Source organism: Bordetella tumbae (genome assembly GCF_054780995.1).
On sequence record NZ_BAAGVG010000023.1, the window covers coordinates 420,963 to 436,381 of the forward strand.

Consider the following 15,419-nt stretch of genomic DNA (forward strand, 5'->3'; position numbering starts at 1 on the left):
GCCTGATATCAGGCACGTCGCGGCTTCCGTCTTCGGACATATCCTCTTCTCTACGCACACTCCGCATGAATGTTTATTTGCTTCAGGTGGTCAATGGGATCGGCGTGGGCATGCTGTACTTCCTGCTGGCAGTCGGCTTGTCCATCATTTTTGGTCTCTTGCGCTTCGTCAATTTTGCGCACGGCGCGTTTTATCTGCTGGGCGCTTATTTCTGTTTTCAGGCCATTCAATGGGGCTTGAATTTCTGGGTCGCGCTGGCCATCGTGCCGCTGATTGTGGGCGCCTGCGCCTGGGTGGTCGAAAAGGTCGTGCTGCGGCATGTGTACGCGCAGCCGCATGAATTCCACATCTTGATCACCGTCGGCCTGGCACTGGTACTGCAGGAAGCCGTCATCGTGATCTGGGGACCACTGGGCGACAATGTCGCCGCTCCTGCGTCCCTGCAAGGCGTCGTGATGTGGGGCAGCTTTATCTATCCCAAATATCGCTTGTTCGTGATCGGCTTCACTGCCGTGTTTGCCCTGCTGCTGTGGTATGTGCTCGAGGGCACGCGATTGGGCAGCGCAGTGCGCGCAGGCAGTGAATCGACCGAGATGGTGTCACTGCTGGGGATCAATGTGTTCCGTGTCTTCAGCCTGGTGTTCGCGCTGGGTGCGGCCACCGCAGCGCTGGCCGGTGTGCTCGCTGCGCCCATTCGCGGTGTCGAGCCGTTCATGGGCATCGAGGCATTGGGCATCGCATTCGTTATTGTGGTGGTGGGCGGCATGGGCAGCTTTTCCGGCGCGTTGGTGGGCGGCTTGCTGATCGGCATCGTGCAAAGTGTCATGAGCACGCTGTGGCCTGAAGGGGCCCGCCTGATGATCTACGTCGCCATGGCTGCAGTATTGCTGCTGCGTCCGCACGGTCTGCTGGGGAGAGGCTGATGATCCGATTGAAATCCCACATGCAACTGGTGCTGGCGTTGCTGGTCGCGTTGATATTGCCGTTGTGCATGCAGTCCGGATCGCTCGCGACCGAGGTGCTGATCTACGCGCTGGCAGTGCTGGGCTGCAACCTGCTATTGGGTTTTACCGGGTTGCTATCGTTTGGCCAGGGCATTTTCTTTGGTTTGGGCAGCTATACCGTTGGAATTCTGCTGACGCGTTTTGCACTGCCGATGCCCCTGGCCTTGATAGCCGCCGTCGTCGTGGGCGCCCTCGCCGCCGCCTTTGTCGGCTGGTTTGCTATCCGGCAACGGGGTACGTATTTCGTCATGCTGACGTTGGCCTTTGCACAGATGTTTTATTTCCTGGCCTATAGCTTGCCGGACCTGACCGGCGGCGACAACGGCTTGCTCGACGTACCTCGCCCGCCCGTGTCAGTGGCAGGCGCGGAGCTGATGTCGCTCGCATCACCTTGGCAGTTCTATACCTTTGTGGCAGTGTGTTTCCTGATTGTGTTCTGGCTATTGCTGCGCATCACGAACTCCGTATTCGGACGCACCTTGTTGGCCATACGCGATAACGAGGCGCGCGCGGCTGCGGTAGGCTACAACGTAAAGATGTTCAAATTGGCCGCCTTTGCCATCTCTGGCGCGGTGACCGCGCTGGCAGGTGCGTTCCTGGCCATGATGACAGGCATCGCACCGCTGTCCAGCATCGAATACCACACCAGCGAAATGATCCTGGTCATGACCGTGATCGGTGGCACCGGTAATCTGTTTGCGTCAGTATTAGGCGCGGCGTTTTATGTCTTGTTTGCGGACTGGCTATCCACGCTATGGCCGCGTTGGCTGATGCTGTTGGGTTTCCTGTTGATTGCTGTCAGCCTGTTCATGCAGAAAGGTCTGTGGGGCCTGGGTGAGCGTCTGTGGCTGTCGGTACGGCGAGGCCCTGCCGCGGGCGATACGACGAAGGAGGAACGCGCATGACGACGCACGACGGTATTTCAGCCACGACGGCTCCGTCCGCGGCCCCGGCGCAGCCCTTATTACAGGCCCGCGGCATCATCAAGCGGTTCGGGAAATTCGTTGCATTGCATGGCGTAGACCTGCAGATCTACCCGCGCACCGTGCATTCCGTGATCGGCCCTAACGGCGCAGGCAAGACCACCCTGTTTCACACCCTCACCGGCACGCTGATGGCCAGCGAAGGCAGCATCGTATTCGACGGCCACGACGTCACGCGCGAAGCAGATCACCAACGCGTGCAACGCGGCATCGCCCGCTCGTTTCAGGTCACCAGCCTGTTCACGAATCTGTCTGTGCGTGAAAACCTGCGTCTGGCGGCCCAAGGGGTGCACCGATCAGGGGCTTTCGATTGCTGGCATCCGCCATCAGGCGCACGCGCACATGCCGATATCGTCGACACGTCGATGCAACGCATGGGATTGACGCGTCTGGCCGGCGTTGCCGCAGGCGCCTTATCACACGGCCAGCAACGGCGGCTCGAAGTCGGCATGGCGCTGGCCGCCAAGCCGCGGGCCATTTTTCTGGACGAGCCTACCTCCGGCATGGGTGTCGACGATCTGGATGAAATGAAGCACCTGATCCGCGGTCTGCGCGACGATCACACCGTGGTGCTGATCGAGCACAACATGAACATCGTGATGGACATATCCGACACGATCACGGTCATGCAGCAGGGCCGGGTCCTGGTCGAAGGCCGGCCCGACGTTATCCGCAATGACGAGCGCGTACGTGCCGCGTATCTGGGCAACATGATTACCGGAGGTCGCGCATGAGCCTGCAGATCGATGCCATCCACAGCTATTACGGCAAAAGCCATATCCTGCAGGGCGTGTCACTGAACGTACCTGAGGGTTCGGTGGTCACGCTGTTGGGCCGCAACGGCGCAGGAAAATCCACCACGCTCAAATCGATCGCGGGGGTGATTGCGCCGCGGGCAGGCAGCATTCGGCTGCATTCCCGCGACATCACGGGGCAGCCTGCGCACAGGATTGCCGCGATGGGGGTGTGCCTGGTGCCGGAACATCGCGGCATTTTCAAACTGCTGACGGTCGAGGAAAACCTGAAACTGGGCGCTCGCCGCCAATCGCCGTGGCAACTGGACGACGTCTACAAGATCTTTCCGCGCCTGAAGGAACGGCGCCGCAACGGCGGCGGACAGCTATCAGGAGGCGAACAACAGATGCTGGCGATCGGCCGGGCCTTGATGAACCATCCGCGCGTGCTGATGCTGGATGAGCCTGTAGAGGGCCTGGCGCCAGTGATCGTGGAAGAAATCGTGGCGCAGATCAAGCTGATCAAACAGGCCGGTGTCACAATCCTGCTGGTGGAACAAAATCTGGAAGTCTGCACTCAACTCGCAGATCACCATTTCATCATCGAACAAGGCGCCATTGTCTACGAAGGCACAAACGCAGCCTTTCTGGCCAATGATGACGTCAAGGACCGTTATTTGGGCGTGGGCGTATAACGCACGGCACGCTGGAAGGAAATCATCATGGAAATGACAACTTTAGAATCCGTCAGCGCCTTGCGCGTGGACGGCGACCGTCTGTGGAATTCACTGATGGAACTGGCGCAAATCGGCGCCACCGACAAGGGCGGCGTCTGCCGCCTGGCATTGACCGACCTGGACCGCCAAGGGCGCGACCTGGTCTCATCCTGGGCTCGAGAACTGGGCTGCACGGTGCGCGTGGACGCGATTGGCAATATCTTCATGCGTCGTGCAGGTCTGCGCGACGATCTGCCGCCCGTCATGACGGGCAGTCACATCGACACGCAGCCGACCGGCGGGAAATTCGACGGCAACTATGGCGTGCTGTCAGGCATTGAAGTGCTGCGTACCCTGCACGATCACGGTATCGAGACCGAGGCCCCCGTCGAAGTCGTGGTGTGGACCAATGAAGAGGGATCGCGTTTTGTGCCGGTCATGATGGGTTCCGGTGTATATGCCGGCGCCTTTACGCTGGACCATGCGTTGACTGCGGTTGACCGCGATGGCATATCCGTGCGGCAGGCGCTGAACGACATAGGCTACGCCGGCCCGGATGCTGTCGGCGGGCGTGACGTCGGCGCTTATTTCGAAGCGCACATCGAACAGGGCCCGATCCTCGAGGCCAAGAACATCACCATCGGCGCGGTCGAAGGCGCACTGGGCCAGCGTTGGTACGACATCGTCATCACGGGCCAGGAGGCGCACGCCGGCCCGACGCCGATGGAACTGCGTCGCGATGCCTTGTTGGTCGCCGCCGATGTGATCCGGGCGGTCAATCGTATTGCACTCGATCATGCGCCCCATGGCCGCGGCACCGTGGGTTGCCTGGACAATTTCCCTAATTCACGCAATGTCATCCCCGGCCGTGTCAGCCTGACCGTAGACATGCGCGCGGCGGATGACGCCACGCTGGATAGCATGGCCGCTGCATTGGCACGCACCGTGCAGGACCTCGCCGTGCCAGGAAAGATTGAGATCGAGTCAAAAGAAGTCGTCTATTTCCCGCCCCAACCTTTCGAGCCGCGTTTGGTGCAGGCCATCCGCGATGGCGCAGCGACACTCGGCCTGGATCACCTGGACGTGATCAGCGGCGCGGGGCACGATGCGGTATACATGGCGCGCGTCACACCCACGGCAATGATCTTCGTGCCGTGCAAGGATGGCATCAGCCATAATGAAATCGAAGACGCGCAACCTGATCACCTGGAAGCAGGCTGCAACGTATTGCTGCACGCGATGTTGCGCTGCTGCGGCACGATTCAAACGCGCGCGGCAAAGCAAACCGTTTGACTGCGCCCTCCCCTGAGTAAAGAAATTCCTCTCACAGACCCGAGCCGTTGCACATGAAAGTCTTGATTGCACGCATGAACCACGAGACCAACACGTTCTCGCCGGTCCCGACGCCGCTATCCTCGTTCGGTAACGATGGCCCTACCTACGGCGCTGACGCCTACGCAGAAAACAAGGGCAAGCGCACGGCCATGTCGGCGTTCATCGATTTGGCCGAAGCGCGCGGGGCTGAACTCGTCACCCCAGTGTCGGCGACGGCCTATCCCAGTGGCCGGGTAGATGCGCAGGCCTATCAGCAGATTTGCGATTGCATTGTTGCCGAGGCGGCGGGCTGCGATGCCATCCTGCTGGACCTGCATGGCGCGATGGCCGTCGAGACCACCGACGATGGCGAAGGCGATTTACTGGAACGGGTGCGGGCCGCTGCGCCGCGCACGCCGATCGCAGTAGCGTTGGATCTGCATGCGAACGTCACGCAGAAAATGATCGATAACGCCAACGTCATCATCAGTTTCAAGACCTATCCGCATATCGACATGTACGAAACAGGCGACCATGCGGGCCGCCTGCTGTTCGACAGTCTGGATGGCAAATGCAAGCCCGTGATCGCATGGCGCAGCCTGCCGCTGGTGTCGCATACCCTGCGCAGCAACACGGCCGAGGGCGCCATGCGGGACGCCGTGCAAGCGGCACGCGACGCCGAGGCCGCCGGCGCATTGGGCGCGTCCATCCTGGCGGGCTTTGGCCTGGCCGACATTCCGAACCCATGCCTGAGCGTTGTGGTGGTCGGCGATGGCGACGCGGCAAGCGCGGATCGCGTGGCAGCCGAGATCGCCGGCTCCATCTGGGCCAACCGCGAGGGATTCCTGTACGACAGCGAGCCGCTGGCTCAATCACTCGCCCGCGCAAAAGCGCTGGCTGAAACCGCAGACAAACCCGTCCTGCTGCTGGACCATGGCGACAATTGCATGAGCGGGGGCACCTGCGACACCATGGATGTACTGATGGCCGCGCTGGATGCCGGCCTGACGGGCATACTGGCTGGGCTGTATTGCGATCCAGAAGCGGTGCAAAGACTGTCTGAAGCTGGCGTGGGCGCCACAGTCGAATTACCGGTGGGCAATAAGCGCCCTATTGCGGAGATCGGCCGTAATACGCCGCCCGTGACATTACGTGGCACCGTGCGTGCCGTCACCAATGGCGAATACGTGATATCGGGCCCTACCTATACGGGGCAACTGGCTTGCATGGGGCGCAGCGCCGTACTGGATATCGGCGCCGCGCAGCTGGTGCTGACCGAACGCACGCATGAGCCCTGGGACCTGGGCGTATTCCGGAGCATGGGGCTGGAGCCCACGCAGGCCAAGTTCATTCTCGTGAAATCGCGCATGTATTGCCGGCCGGTGTTCGTGCCGATTTCCTCGGCGCTGATCGAATGCGACAGTCCGGGGGTGACCAGCTCGGACTGGTCGCTGTTCGACTTCAAAAAACGCGTGAGACCCATGTTCCCGCTGGAGCCGCTGAACAAGGACGCATACGATGCCGCCACGGGAAAGCTGGCAGTGTAAAAGGCCAGCTCCCCTCGGACCGCAGACGCACTGGTAAGGAGATCAGGCTGCGATCGCAGCATCCTCGATCTCTTGCGCCTTTCTCAACCGCGTCTGCTCTTGCACCGCCAGAACTTCCTCTGCCGACAACGACTCGAACACCGCGATCGACTCGACATGCCCCGTATGCGGAAACATGTTGATCACGCCAGCGCTCTTCACCACGTAGCCGCCTTCGTGCGCCATGATTGCCGCATCGCGCGCCAAGGTAGCGGGATTACAGGAAACATAGACGATACGGCGAGGACGCTCTTCGGGCGACAGCAATGCGAGGGCCTGCGCCACGGCATGCGCACCCTCGCGCGGCGGGTCGATCAACATGCGGTCAAAATATCCCAGGCCGCGCAGCCACTCGACATCCACCTCGAACAGATTCAAGGTGGCAAAGCTCGTGCGATCCGCCAGCCCATGACGTGTGGCAGCATCCAGCGCACGATCGGTCAATGCCTTGCTGCCCTCGACGCCAACCGCCTCGCGGCCCTGGGTTGCCAACGGCAGGGTGAAATTGCCCAGCCCACAGAACAGATCCGCCACACGATCGGTAGGCTGCACGTCCAGCAGCATCAACGCTCGCGACACCATGGCGCGGTTGATGGCGTGATTGACCTGCGTAAAATCGGTTGGCCGATATGGCATGCGCAAGCCGAATTGGGGCATGGTGTAGACCAGCGCATCCGCATGCTCGGGCTCCAGCGTGTGGACGGTATCGGGCCCCTTGGACTGCAGCCACCATTGCACATCGTGCTTTGCGGCAAAGGCGCGCAAGACCGCGATATCGCCATCGGTCAATGGCTCGAGATGGCGCAGCACCAGCGCCGTGACGCCCTCGCCTAGCGCGACCTCGATCTGCGGCATGCGATCGGGCTTGGACATCGAGGCAATCATCGCGCGCAACGGCATCAGCAGGTCACTGACGTGTTTCGGCAAGACATGGCACTCGCGCATGTCGGCGACGTAGCTGCTTTTACGCTCGTGAAAGCCCACCAGCACACCCCCCTTTTTAGGGACCACGCGTACGGACAGGCGCGCACGGTAACGGTAACCCCAGGTCGGGCCGTGCAAGGCCGGCAAAATGCGTTGGGGACGCAGCTTGCCGACATGCCAGAACGTGTCTTCCAGCGAACGCTGTTTGATGGCGACCTGGGCGCTGGGCTCCAGGTGCTGCATGGCACAGCCGCCACAGACGCCAAAATGCGGGCACCGCGGCGCCACGCGCAACGACGATGGGCGCAGTATGTCTTCGACGCGAGCGATTTCATACGACGGTTTACGACGCACGGTCTCGGCGGTGACGCGTTCGGAAGGCAGCGCGCCCTCGACGAACACCACCTTGCCATCGCGGCGCGCAATGCCCCGGGCTTCGAGGTCCAGGGATTCGATATTCAGTACTTCGGCCATTTCTTGTGCAATCCAGGCTGATACGAGCAACCGGGTATTGTAAAAGAGAAGCCGAAGACTGTTGATTGCGGCCGATACGGACCCGTTTTAGAACGCCTTGGCTACAGAAAACACCGCCCCCAAACGGCCAGAGGGATGGCCGTTTTTGGTGGGCAGCCAGTTGTCCTTGGAGGCGCCGACGGCCGCCAGGCCCAGCACCCAGCCGTTCAGATCCTTGGTCACGCCCAGTTTGTAGTCCACATAGTGGTTGATATCGTCGCCATCCATGTTGACCTGCTTCTTCAGCTTCTGGTAACCGACGTGCGCCACGAGGCCCCAACCGTCGCCCAGGTCAAAGTTGGCCGTGCCGTCCAGATACCACGTGCCTTTGCTGTCCGGCGTACTGAAAAAATCGCTCGGGGTATACGAATACTTCAAGGAATAGTTTTCGTAGCTCAGCCCTAGATACAGGTCCGTATTGTTGTAGTTGCCGCCTTTGGGCGACTTTGAGCCGGGGTAGTAGTAATACAGAGCCCCGACGTCCAGGCTCAATCCGCTGTCGCCCAACGCTCCTTTCCAGCCCCCGTAGAAATCCATTTCCAGGTTGCCCTCGGGAAAGACGAAATCAGAGACGTTGGAGTTCCAGTTTCCCAGGTAAAAGCCCGAGGTGTGCGACAAATCAAAACCGAGCTGAACGGCCGGGCGGAAATTGGTCTGTGAATAGCCACGGAACCGGTAGTCGCTGACGATAGCGGCGTTGCCGCTGAGCGAGAAACCTGCACCCAAATCAGTGGGTTCTGCATGGGCAAGAACAGCATAACTGGCCGAGAACGCTAGGGGCAAGGCGAGCAGCGTGCGTTTCATGGTGCGGATCCTGTGCGGAGAGAGAATAGATAACGGCGGAAATGCCAATACCAACGACCGGATTCTTTTCAGAAAAATGACACCGGCGTATCTCTCAAAAGCACTTTCCGTGCCAGGTTTTATTGCTGTATGAAAACCATCAATGACAGCGTCTTTTCGCCCCATACACACCACATTGGTGCATTCTCAATCGCAGACTGGCACTCATTCGGTGCCCGCAATCACTGGAACGCGCCATTTTGGGACAAAACACGCACAACGCGAAAGAAAATACCCCCTCGGGGGCAGCAAGCCGAAGGCGCAGCGCGGGGGCATTTTTTTTATCGCTGTTGGTGTTGGGGGCGTTTGCTGTTCGTGATTGTCTCTATGGAGGCGTCCCTGTCACGTGGCCAAACTGGACGCGAATCAATGGAGTCTGCTCAACAACGAGAGGAGTACGAACATCCGTCAATGGCAGACATTGCGAGCAGGAGGTCGGCGTGTAAAAGCCCCGCCGGGCCGTTGAGCCGCGATTTAGCCCGCGCAGCGGGCCGAGGCCCCTGCTCACGGGCCGAGTCGCGGCGATAGGCCCGGCGGGGCTTTTACACGCCGACCTCCTGCGCCAAAAGAACTCCACACTACGCATGCCACAGAACGTGGCTACTGCCCCTTATCGCTTTAGTCAGCAATAGAGATGAGGGCACGGCTGTAGTCCCTGCCGTGCGTTTCCCTATCATCAGTTGTTCAAAGAAGGCGGCGGTACGTCTGCCGGCACCGGCGGCGGCGGGGGCACATCGCCACTGGCTTTCTCACCCTTAGCCGCCTCACGCTTGGCAAGGCGCTCTGCCTTCTTGGCGCGATGTGCCTCCATCTTGGTTTGGCGCGCTTTGACCAAATCGGTCACTTGCTGCTGCTGCGTGCCATTCAGGCTATCCCAGGCGGCCAGCCATTTACCGCGGACTTCCTCGGATTGCTTGCGGAATTCTGCACGTTGCGCATCCTCGTTGGCCGTCAGGGCATGAGGGTCGAGCTTGCCGCTCTGGATTTGAGTCTGCAGCAACTCATGGCGCTTGCCGCGGTTCTCGCGCATCGACTTGAAAAAATCGCCCTGTGCCTGCTTGGCCGTGTCAAACGCGGCTTGTTGCTTGGCGTCGAGCTTGAGCGTAGCGACTTGCTCTTTGGACAGCGGGCCTACACCCGGCACCCAAAAGCTATCACGCAGTTCGGGACCGCCGCGACGATCACCATGCTTGAAATGACCGCCACGATGATCGCCATGCATGCCATCATGCTGTTTCGCAGAAGCGGCAGGCGGTGCGGTATCGGACGCGGCCAACGCGGTACCGGACAAGCCGGCGGCGGCAACGATGAAACCCAGGGCAGCCAGGGAAGAACGGATCGCGTATCGGGACATAGTGGTCTCCTGAAAAAGTAGAACGCGAAACCATTGTCAGTGCAGACCCGTTACGGGTGGATTTCGGATCTGTCGAGAATATTTCAGTCGATTGCCGCAGCTCAGACCGTGGCGTCCCAGGCAGCCAGATATTCCTGCCAATGCGGCGCATTGCTGGCCGCCAGCGTATCGCGTACGAGGTCGATCTCCGCCTGGTAAGACGCCGCGTCCAACTCACCCCGCAAGAATCGGAACCGGCAATACACCAGCCAGGTATTGACCACGTCGGTTTCGCAATAGGCGCGAACCTCGTCCGCGCGGCCGGCCTGCCAGGCGGGCCAGACCTGCCCGCCGTCCATGCCGAGCTTGCCCGGAAAGCCGCACAGCTTGGCCAACTCGTCCAATGGCGCATTGGCGCGCCCGTTGTACTTGGCCAGCAAATCCATCAGGTCGATATGACGATTGTGATAGCGGCTGATGTAGTTATTGAATTTGAACTCACGATCCTCATCACCGGTATCCCAGTATCGCGGCGCAGGCACACCGTGAATCAGGCTGCGGTAATGCAAGACAGGCAAATCAAAACCCGAGCCATTCCAGCTGACGAGCCGTGGCGTATAGCGCTCGATGGTTTTAAAAAAACCATTGATCAGGGTCGCCTCTGGATCGTCGGGCTGGCCCAGCGTCTTGACGCGAAAACCCTGATCGTCCCGAAACACGCAGCCGATGACGGCGATGCGCTGTAGATGCAACGGCAGAAAATCGTGTCCGACCGCCTCGCGGCGCGCCGCAAAGGCACGCTCGGCGACCTCGGCATCGGGGACGTCCGTCCCCCAGCCGTTCAGCTTGCGCAGCCCGTCGATGTCGGGCAGCGTTTCCAGGTCAAAGACGAGCGTCGGGGTCATCGTGCCGGCAGGTACTGCAACGGGTCTACCGGCGTGCCCTGGCGACGGATCTCGAAATGCAGGCGTGGCGAGGTCGTATCGCTCTGGCCGATCTCGGCGATCTTCGAGCCGCGCTTGACCGCCTGGCCGGTCTTGGCCAGCAGCGTCTGGTTATGCGCGTAGGCGGTAATAAAACCGTTCTCGTGATTGATGATGATCAGATTGCCCAGTCCACGCACACCGTTGCCGCTGTACATGACTTTGCCATCGGCCGCCGCTACGACGGGAGCGCCTAACGAGCCGCCGATATCGATGCCTTTGGAGGCCGTGGTAAACGTTTGCGTGACAGCGCCGCTGGCTGGCCAACCCCAACTGATCAAATTCGCATCGGCCGCGCGCTTGGGCGTAGACATCGAAGCTGTCGGTGCCGTGGCGGTGGTGTCTGGAGGCGTCGTACTCGGTGGCGGCGGCGTCGTGCTGGACGCAGGTGGCGTCGTGGTGGATGCTGCCCCAGACGCGGCTGCGGCTGCCGCTCCCGCCCCTGCGGCCGTAGACGTCGAACTGCCCGGCTCACCGAGAGGTACCGGCGTCGCAGTGGCCCCGGACGAAGCTGGCGGCGGTGCGCTGGCTACTGCGCTGCCGCCGGCTGAAAGCTTGAGCACCTGGCCCACGCTCAACTGATTGGCATCGTTGAGATTGTTCCATTGCCTGAGGTTGGCCACGCTCACGCCATTGCTGCGGGCGATCTGGTAGAGCGTATCGCCGGGCTTGACGACATAGCTGCCGCCAGCCGATGCCATGCTGCTGCCTGAGGGCTGATTGGATAGATCGACCACCGGCGCGCGCGTCGTCGTGCTTGAGCAACCATATATGAGGCTCAAACCCAGCGCGCCGGCCGCCCACATGGCGGGCCGAGTCAGGCGTGCAAATGACGCCTGAGGAAAATAAAGAGCGGTCAGTGGCAACTGCCCGTTGAGCATGTAATTCTCCTGTTGCTCAAGATTGTATTCCGGCCCGCAATGGGACGAAACGTACTGCTTCTAATTCGGTGCGCTTCCAGGTGGAAGTCCCGGTGCGTTCAACCAATACCAATCGCTGGTTGGACGTCCCCTCGGGGGCGATCAGACGTCCGCCTGGCGCCAATTGCATCAGCAGCGCTTGCGGAATGGCCAGACCGGCCGCAGCCACAACGATAGCATCGAACGGCGCTACGCCGGGCAAGCCTACCATGCCGTCGCCATGCACGAGGCGCACGCGCGTCGCCAGACGCAAAGCGCGCAGATTACTGCGCGCCAACTCGAACAGCCCGCGGATGCGCTCGATGGCATGTACCTCACGTACGAACTGAGCCAGCACCGCCGCCTGATAGCCGCACCCAGCGCCCACCTCGAGCACGCGCGTGGGGCTGCGGTCCTCGCAAACGGCCGAAATCATCCGCGCAACCACCCAGGGTTGCGAAATGGTCTGCGAATGCCCGATGGGCAATGCCGCATCCTCGTACGCACGGCTGGCCAGCGCCTCATCGACAAACACGTGGCGCGGCACTGCCGCCATCGCGCTCAGTACGCGCTCATCGGTAACTCCCTGGCTACGCAGGCGCTGGACCATGGCCTGGCGCAAGCGGTCGGAATTCAGGCCCAGGTTACTGACCTGCGAGGCCGTGTTACCGGCCGCAGCGGGTTTGGCCAAGGTCGCAGGCGAAATACGTGTATTGCTGTTGGTGGCGGTATAGCCGGGGGCCAGCCCCGTACTGCCGTAATTCGAGGTGGCTTTCGTGCGGCCCGGCGGGACGGGTGGGCTCACAGGCTTGCGCATAGCGGCTCCGCCCAGCCCCGGAGTTCATCCAGTTGGCTGTGTTGGGTCAAATCCAGGCGCAGCGGCGTCAGCGATACCCTGCCCTCGGAAATAGCGTGAAAATCCGTGCCCGGCGAGGCATCCGCGGCCACGCCCACCGGCCCGATCCAATAGACCGTATCGCCATAAGGCGTAGTCGTACGTACCACAGGCTGAGAAGGATGACGCTTGCCCAGGCGAGTGACCTGCAGCCCGCCCATCTGCTCGAAAGGACGGCACGGGATATTGACGTTCAGCAAGACCGGCGAGGCCAGAGGCTGCGCAAGCTGACGCTCGACCACCGAGCGTGCGGCCCGGGCCGCCGATTCGATATGTTCCCAGCCTCTTTCGACCAGGGAAAACGCGATCGCCGGAATACCGAACAGATAGCCCTCGGCGGCGGCCGCCACGGTGCCCGAATAGAGCGTGTCATCGCCCATATTGGCGCCGTTGTTGATACCGGAGACGACCAGATCGGGCCGTTCGTCCATCAAACCCGTGAGCGCCACGTGCACACAATCGGAAGGCGTGCCATTCACGCATACAAAGCCATTAGAGGCCGTGCGCACCGTCAAGGGCCGGTTCAGCGTCAGAGAATTTGACGCGCCGCTGTGATTGGTTTCGGGAGCAACAACGGTAATCTCGCCCAGCCCTTGCAGCGCCTGAACCAGCGCTTCGAGCCCAGGGGCGCTATAACCATCGTCGTTCGAAACCAGTATTCGCATTGAGCATCCCGCAAAATCAACAAAATGAAACGGGGTCGATTGTACCGCTGGAAGGTGACTGACAAATAGTTCTATGGATAACCCCCACACACAGCCATGCGTCCTGCGCGGTAGAATCCGCAGCCACGACCTTTCTGTAACGGACACTTTCTCATGGTGCAAACTGCCCCCTCGTTCTTCTTCAGTGCCGCGTTGATCGCGCTGGCTTATCTGATCGGTTCGATTCCGTTCGCCGTGGTCGTCAGCAAACTCATGGGCTTGCAGGATCCTCGCAGCTACGGATCCAAAAACCCCGGCGCGACCAATGTGTTGCGCACCGGTAATAAAGCCGCAGCGGCGCTGACCCTGCTGGGCGATGCCGCCAAGGGCTGGTTCGCCCTGTGGCTGGCGCAGACCTTGGCGCCCGGTCTGCCGTGGACGGCCTACGCGCTGGTCGCGCTGGCCGTCTTTCTGGGACATTTGTATCCGGTTTTCCTGGGTTTCAAGGGTGGCAAAGGCGTCGCAACCGCACTGGGTATCCTGCTCGCGATTCACCCCGGCCTGGCACTCGCTACTGCGGCTACCTGGGTCATCATTGCCGTATTTACGCGATATTCCTCGCTCGCCGCCTTGGTCGCCGCGTTTTTTGCCCCGGTGTATTACCTGTTCGGCTCAGGCGTGGCCTGGTATGCGCAAGGACCGGTGGGCATCGCGCTGGCCGTGATCAGCCTGCTGCTGTTCTATCGCCACCGCGCCAATATTGGCCGCCTGCTGTCGGGCAAAGAAAGCCGCATCGGCTCGAAAAAGAAATAAGGCAGCCATCGATCGATGGCCGTCCCAGGCGATCGGCCGTCGTTGCTACGTCACGGCGACACAGCGCCCTGACAAGCAATCATCCGGCTGCAACTCGCATGATATGCATACGCCTGCACCAACTCAGGCGGGCGTATCCACGCAAATATCGGCCAAATCCCAGCGCGGGCGTACCGTAAAGGCATGCTCGCCCGGTTTCAACGTGACCAAGCCTGCCTTGACCCGCTCGGAGGCCGCAAAGGCAATCATGGCCCCGTTGTCAGTACACAGGGCCAAAGGCGGAAAATAGGCCTGCGCACGCAAGGGACGCATTGCCTCAGCCAACTGGGCGCGCAGCAATTGATTGGCGCCGACGCCACCCGCCACGACCAAGCGTTTCAAGCCGGTTTGGCGCAGGGCCTTGACCGCCTTGGACACCAGCACGTCGACAATCGCCGCCTGCGTGGCGGCCGCCAGATCGGCGCGTGTCTGGTCGTCCAGCGACACCCCGGTCCGCTCCACCTCTTTCACACGCGTCAATACCGCTGTTTTCAGGCCGCTGAAACTGAAATCCAGATCGCCACTGTGCAACATCGGGCGCGGCAAGGTAAAGCGCTGTACGTCCCCCTTGACGGCCATACGGGACAGCGCTGGCCCGCCCGGATAGCCCAGACCCAGCAATTTGGCCGATTTATCGAATGCCTCGCCGGCCGCGTCATCCAACGTCTCGCCCAGCAGCGCATACCGCCCCACCCCATCGACGCGCATCAGCTGAGTATGCCCGCCCGACACCAATAGCGCCACAAAAGGGAATTTAGGCCGCGGCGTATCCAGCAACGGCGACAGCAGATGTCCCTCGAGATGATGGATCGGAATAGCGGGCAGGCCTCGCGACCACGCAAATGCCTGGGCGACACTGGCGCCGACCAGCAACGCTCCGGCCAGGCCCGGTCCCGCGGTATAGGCCACCGCATCCACGTCTTTCAACGTCAAACCCGCCTCATCCAGCACCTGGCGGGCTAGCGGCACCGCACGCCGGATATGGTCGCGCGAGGCGAGCTCGGGCACCACGCCGCCGTATTCCTGGTGCATGGCGATCTGAGAATGCAGGGCATGCGCGAGCAAGCCTCGCTCTGTGCAGACGGCCGCGACGCCGGTCTCGTCACACGAGCTTTCAAAACCTAGAATGATCATGGCCGCGAGTTTACATCTGGTGCGAAAATGGCGGCTTGATAACCCTATAAAAAACCAACCCG

The 15,419-nt window shown here is 61.1% G+C and carries 15 protein-coding genes; 7 read left to right on the plus strand and 8 right to left on the minus strand.

The window, feature by feature from the left end:
• The first annotated feature begins 65 nt into the window (after window positions 1-65).
• Genes ACYVI2_RS24380 through ACYVI2_RS24405 form a run of 6 tightly spaced genes read left to right on the plus strand, consistent with a single transcriptional unit; the run spans window position 66 to window position 6,298 of the window.
• Window positions 66-923, plus strand: a complete 858-nt coding sequence (locus ACYVI2_RS24380) for a branched-chain amino acid ABC transporter permease (RefSeq protein ID WP_094837984.1) — start codon at window positions 66-68, stop codon at window positions 921-923.
• Complete coding sequence (locus ACYVI2_RS24385) at window positions 923-1,909, plus strand: branched-chain amino acid ABC transporter permease (protein WP_415817096.1); 987 nt, start codon at window positions 923-925, stop codon at window positions 1,907-1,909. The genes ACYVI2_RS24380 and ACYVI2_RS24385 overlap by 1 nt, the downstream gene beginning before the upstream one ends.
• Entirely contained in the window at window positions 1,906-2,721 is an 816-nt protein-coding gene (locus ACYVI2_RS24390; protein ID WP_415817098.1) for an ABC transporter ATP-binding protein, read from the plus strand. The genes ACYVI2_RS24385 and ACYVI2_RS24390 overlap by 4 nt, the downstream gene beginning before the upstream one ends.
• Window positions 2,718-3,416 (plus strand): ABC transporter ATP-binding protein, encoded by a 699-nt coding sequence (locus ACYVI2_RS24395; RefSeq protein WP_415817100.1) that lies wholly within the window; start codon window positions 2,718-2,720, stop codon window positions 3,414-3,416. The genes ACYVI2_RS24390 and ACYVI2_RS24395 overlap by 4 nt, the downstream gene beginning before the upstream one ends.
• A 27-nt stretch (window positions 3,417-3,443) precedes the next feature.
• A complete protein-coding gene (locus ACYVI2_RS24400) occupies window positions 3,444-4,730 on the plus strand; it encodes a Zn-dependent hydrolase (RefSeq protein WP_415817102.1) in 1,287 nt (428 codons plus the stop codon).
• Window positions 4,731-4,783: 53 nt separating this feature from the next.
• Window positions 4,784-6,298: a M81 family metallopeptidase gene (locus tag ACYVI2_RS24405; RefSeq protein ID WP_415817104.1), complete on the plus strand. Its 1,515-nt coding sequence runs from the start codon at window positions 4,784-4,786 to the stop codon at window positions 6,296-6,298.
• Between the two features lie 42 nt (window positions 6,299-6,340).
• On the opposite strand, the gene rlmD is transcribed toward ACYVI2_RS24405, so the two are convergent.
• The 7 genes from rlmD to surE all read right to left on the minus strand — a co-directional run bounded on the left by rlmD (window position 6,341) and on the right by surE (window position 13,392).
• Window positions 6,341-7,735, minus strand: coding sequence for a 23S rRNA (uracil(1939)-C(5))-methyltransferase RlmD (rlmD, locus tag ACYVI2_RS24410; RefSeq protein ID WP_415817106.1), 1,395 nt, complete (start codon window positions 7,733-7,735; stop codon window positions 6,341-6,343).
• A gap of 87 nt (window positions 7,736-7,822) precedes the next feature.
• Window positions 7,823-8,578, minus strand: coding sequence for a TorF family putative porin (locus ACYVI2_RS24415; protein WP_415817108.1), 756 nt, complete (start codon window positions 8,576-8,578; stop codon window positions 7,823-7,825).
• Between the two features lie 715 nt (window positions 8,579-9,293).
• Window positions 9,294-9,971 carry a hypothetical protein gene (locus ACYVI2_RS24420; protein ID WP_415819700.1) on the minus strand — a complete coding sequence of 226 codons (678 nt, stop codon included), beginning with the start codon at window positions 9,969-9,971 and terminating at the stop codon, window positions 9,294-9,296.
• Between the two features lie 101 nt (window positions 9,972-10,072).
• The gene (locus ACYVI2_RS24425) at window positions 10,073-10,855 is read right to left on the minus strand and encodes a 3'-5' exonuclease (RefSeq protein ID WP_415819701.1); all 783 of its coding nucleotides are present in this window, start codon (window positions 10,853-10,855) and stop codon (window positions 10,073-10,075) included.
• Window positions 10,852-11,814 carry a peptidoglycan DD-metalloendopeptidase family protein gene (locus tag ACYVI2_RS24430; protein WP_415819702.1) on the minus strand — a complete coding sequence of 321 codons (963 nt, stop codon included), beginning with the start codon at window positions 11,812-11,814 and terminating at the stop codon, window positions 10,852-10,854. Before ACYVI2_RS24430 ends, ACYVI2_RS24425 begins: the two co-directional genes overlap by 4 nt.
• Window positions 11,815-11,830: 16 nt before the next feature.
• Complete coding sequence (locus ACYVI2_RS24435) at window positions 11,831-12,649, minus strand: protein-L-isoaspartate(D-aspartate) O-methyltransferase (protein WP_415819703.1); 819 nt, start codon at window positions 12,647-12,649, stop codon at window positions 11,831-11,833.
• Window positions 12,634-13,392: a 5'/3'-nucleotidase SurE gene (gene surE / locus ACYVI2_RS24440; RefSeq protein WP_460490366.1), complete on the minus strand. Its 759-nt coding sequence runs from the start codon at window positions 13,390-13,392 to the stop codon at window positions 12,634-12,636. Before surE ends, ACYVI2_RS24435 begins: the two co-directional genes overlap by 16 nt.
• A 153-nt stretch (window positions 13,393-13,545) precedes the next feature.
• Between surE and plsY the strand changes: the two genes are divergently transcribed.
• Entirely contained in the window at window positions 13,546-14,184 is a 639-nt protein-coding gene (plsY, locus tag ACYVI2_RS24445) for a glycerol-3-phosphate 1-O-acyltransferase PlsY (RefSeq protein WP_415819704.1), read from the plus strand.
• Window positions 14,185-14,307: 123 nt separating this feature from the next.
• Here plsY and tsaD read toward each other — a convergent pair whose 3' ends face one another.
• The gene (gene tsaD, locus ACYVI2_RS24450; RefSeq protein WP_415819705.1) at window positions 14,308-15,357 is read right to left on the minus strand and encodes a tRNA (adenosine(37)-N6)-threonylcarbamoyltransferase complex transferase subunit TsaD; all 1,050 of its coding nucleotides are present in this window, start codon (window positions 15,355-15,357) and stop codon (window positions 14,308-14,310) included.
• Window positions 15,358-15,419 lie beyond the last annotated feature (62 nt).

Excerpts from the sequence above, each read along its gene's own strand:
- ACYVI2_RS24380 (WP_094837984.1), top strand. The coding sequence starts at position 66 with ATGAATGTTTATTTGCTTCAGGTGGTCAATGGGATCGGCGTGGGCATG.
- ACYVI2_RS24385 (WP_415817096.1), top strand. The coding sequence starts at position 923 with ATGATCCGATTGAAATCCCACATGCAACTGGTGCTGGCGTTGCTGGTC.
- ACYVI2_RS24390 (WP_415817098.1), top strand. The coding sequence starts at position 1,906 with ATGACGACGCACGACGGTATTTCAGCCACGACGGCTCCGTCCGCGGCC.
- ACYVI2_RS24395 (WP_415817100.1), top strand. The coding sequence starts at position 2,718 with ATGAGCCTGCAGATCGATGCCATCCACAGCTATTACGGCAAAAGCCAT.
- ACYVI2_RS24400 (WP_415817102.1), top strand. The coding sequence starts at position 3,444 with ATGGAAATGACAACTTTAGAATCCGTCAGCGCCTTGCGCGTGGACGGC.
- ACYVI2_RS24405 (WP_415817104.1), top strand. The coding sequence starts at position 4,784 with ATGAAAGTCTTGATTGCACGCATGAACCACGAGACCAACACGTTCTCG.
- rlmD (WP_415817106.1), bottom strand. The coding sequence starts at position 7,735 with ATGGCCGAAGTACTGAATATCGAATCCCTGGACCTCGAAGCCCGGGGC.
- ACYVI2_RS24415 (WP_415817108.1), bottom strand. The coding sequence starts at position 8,578 with ATGAAACGCACGCTGCTCGCCTTGCCCCTAGCGTTCTCGGCCAGTTAT.
- ACYVI2_RS24420 (WP_415819700.1), bottom strand. The coding sequence starts at position 9,971 with ATGTCCCGATACGCGATCCGTTCTTCCCTGGCTGCCCTGGGTTTCATC.
- ACYVI2_RS24425 (WP_415819701.1), bottom strand. The coding sequence starts at position 10,855 with ATGACCCCGACGCTCGTCTTTGACCTGGAAACGCTGCCCGACATCGAC.
- ACYVI2_RS24430 (WP_415819702.1), bottom strand. The coding sequence starts at position 11,814 with ATGCTCAACGGGCAGTTGCCACTGACCGCTCTTTATTTTCCTCAGGCG.
- ACYVI2_RS24435 (WP_415819703.1), bottom strand. The coding sequence starts at position 12,649 with ATGCGCAAGCCTGTGAGCCCACCCGTCCCGCCGGGCCGCACGAAAGCC.
- surE (WP_460490366.1), bottom strand. The coding sequence starts at position 13,392 with ATGCGAATACTGGTTTCGAACGACGATGGTTATAGCGCCCCTGGGCTC.
- plsY (WP_415819704.1), top strand. The coding sequence starts at position 13,546 with ATGGTGCAAACTGCCCCCTCGTTCTTCTTCAGTGCCGCGTTGATCGCG.
- tsaD (WP_415819705.1), bottom strand. The coding sequence starts at position 15,357 with ATGATCATTCTAGGTTTTGAAAGCTCGTGTGACGAGACCGGCGTCGCG.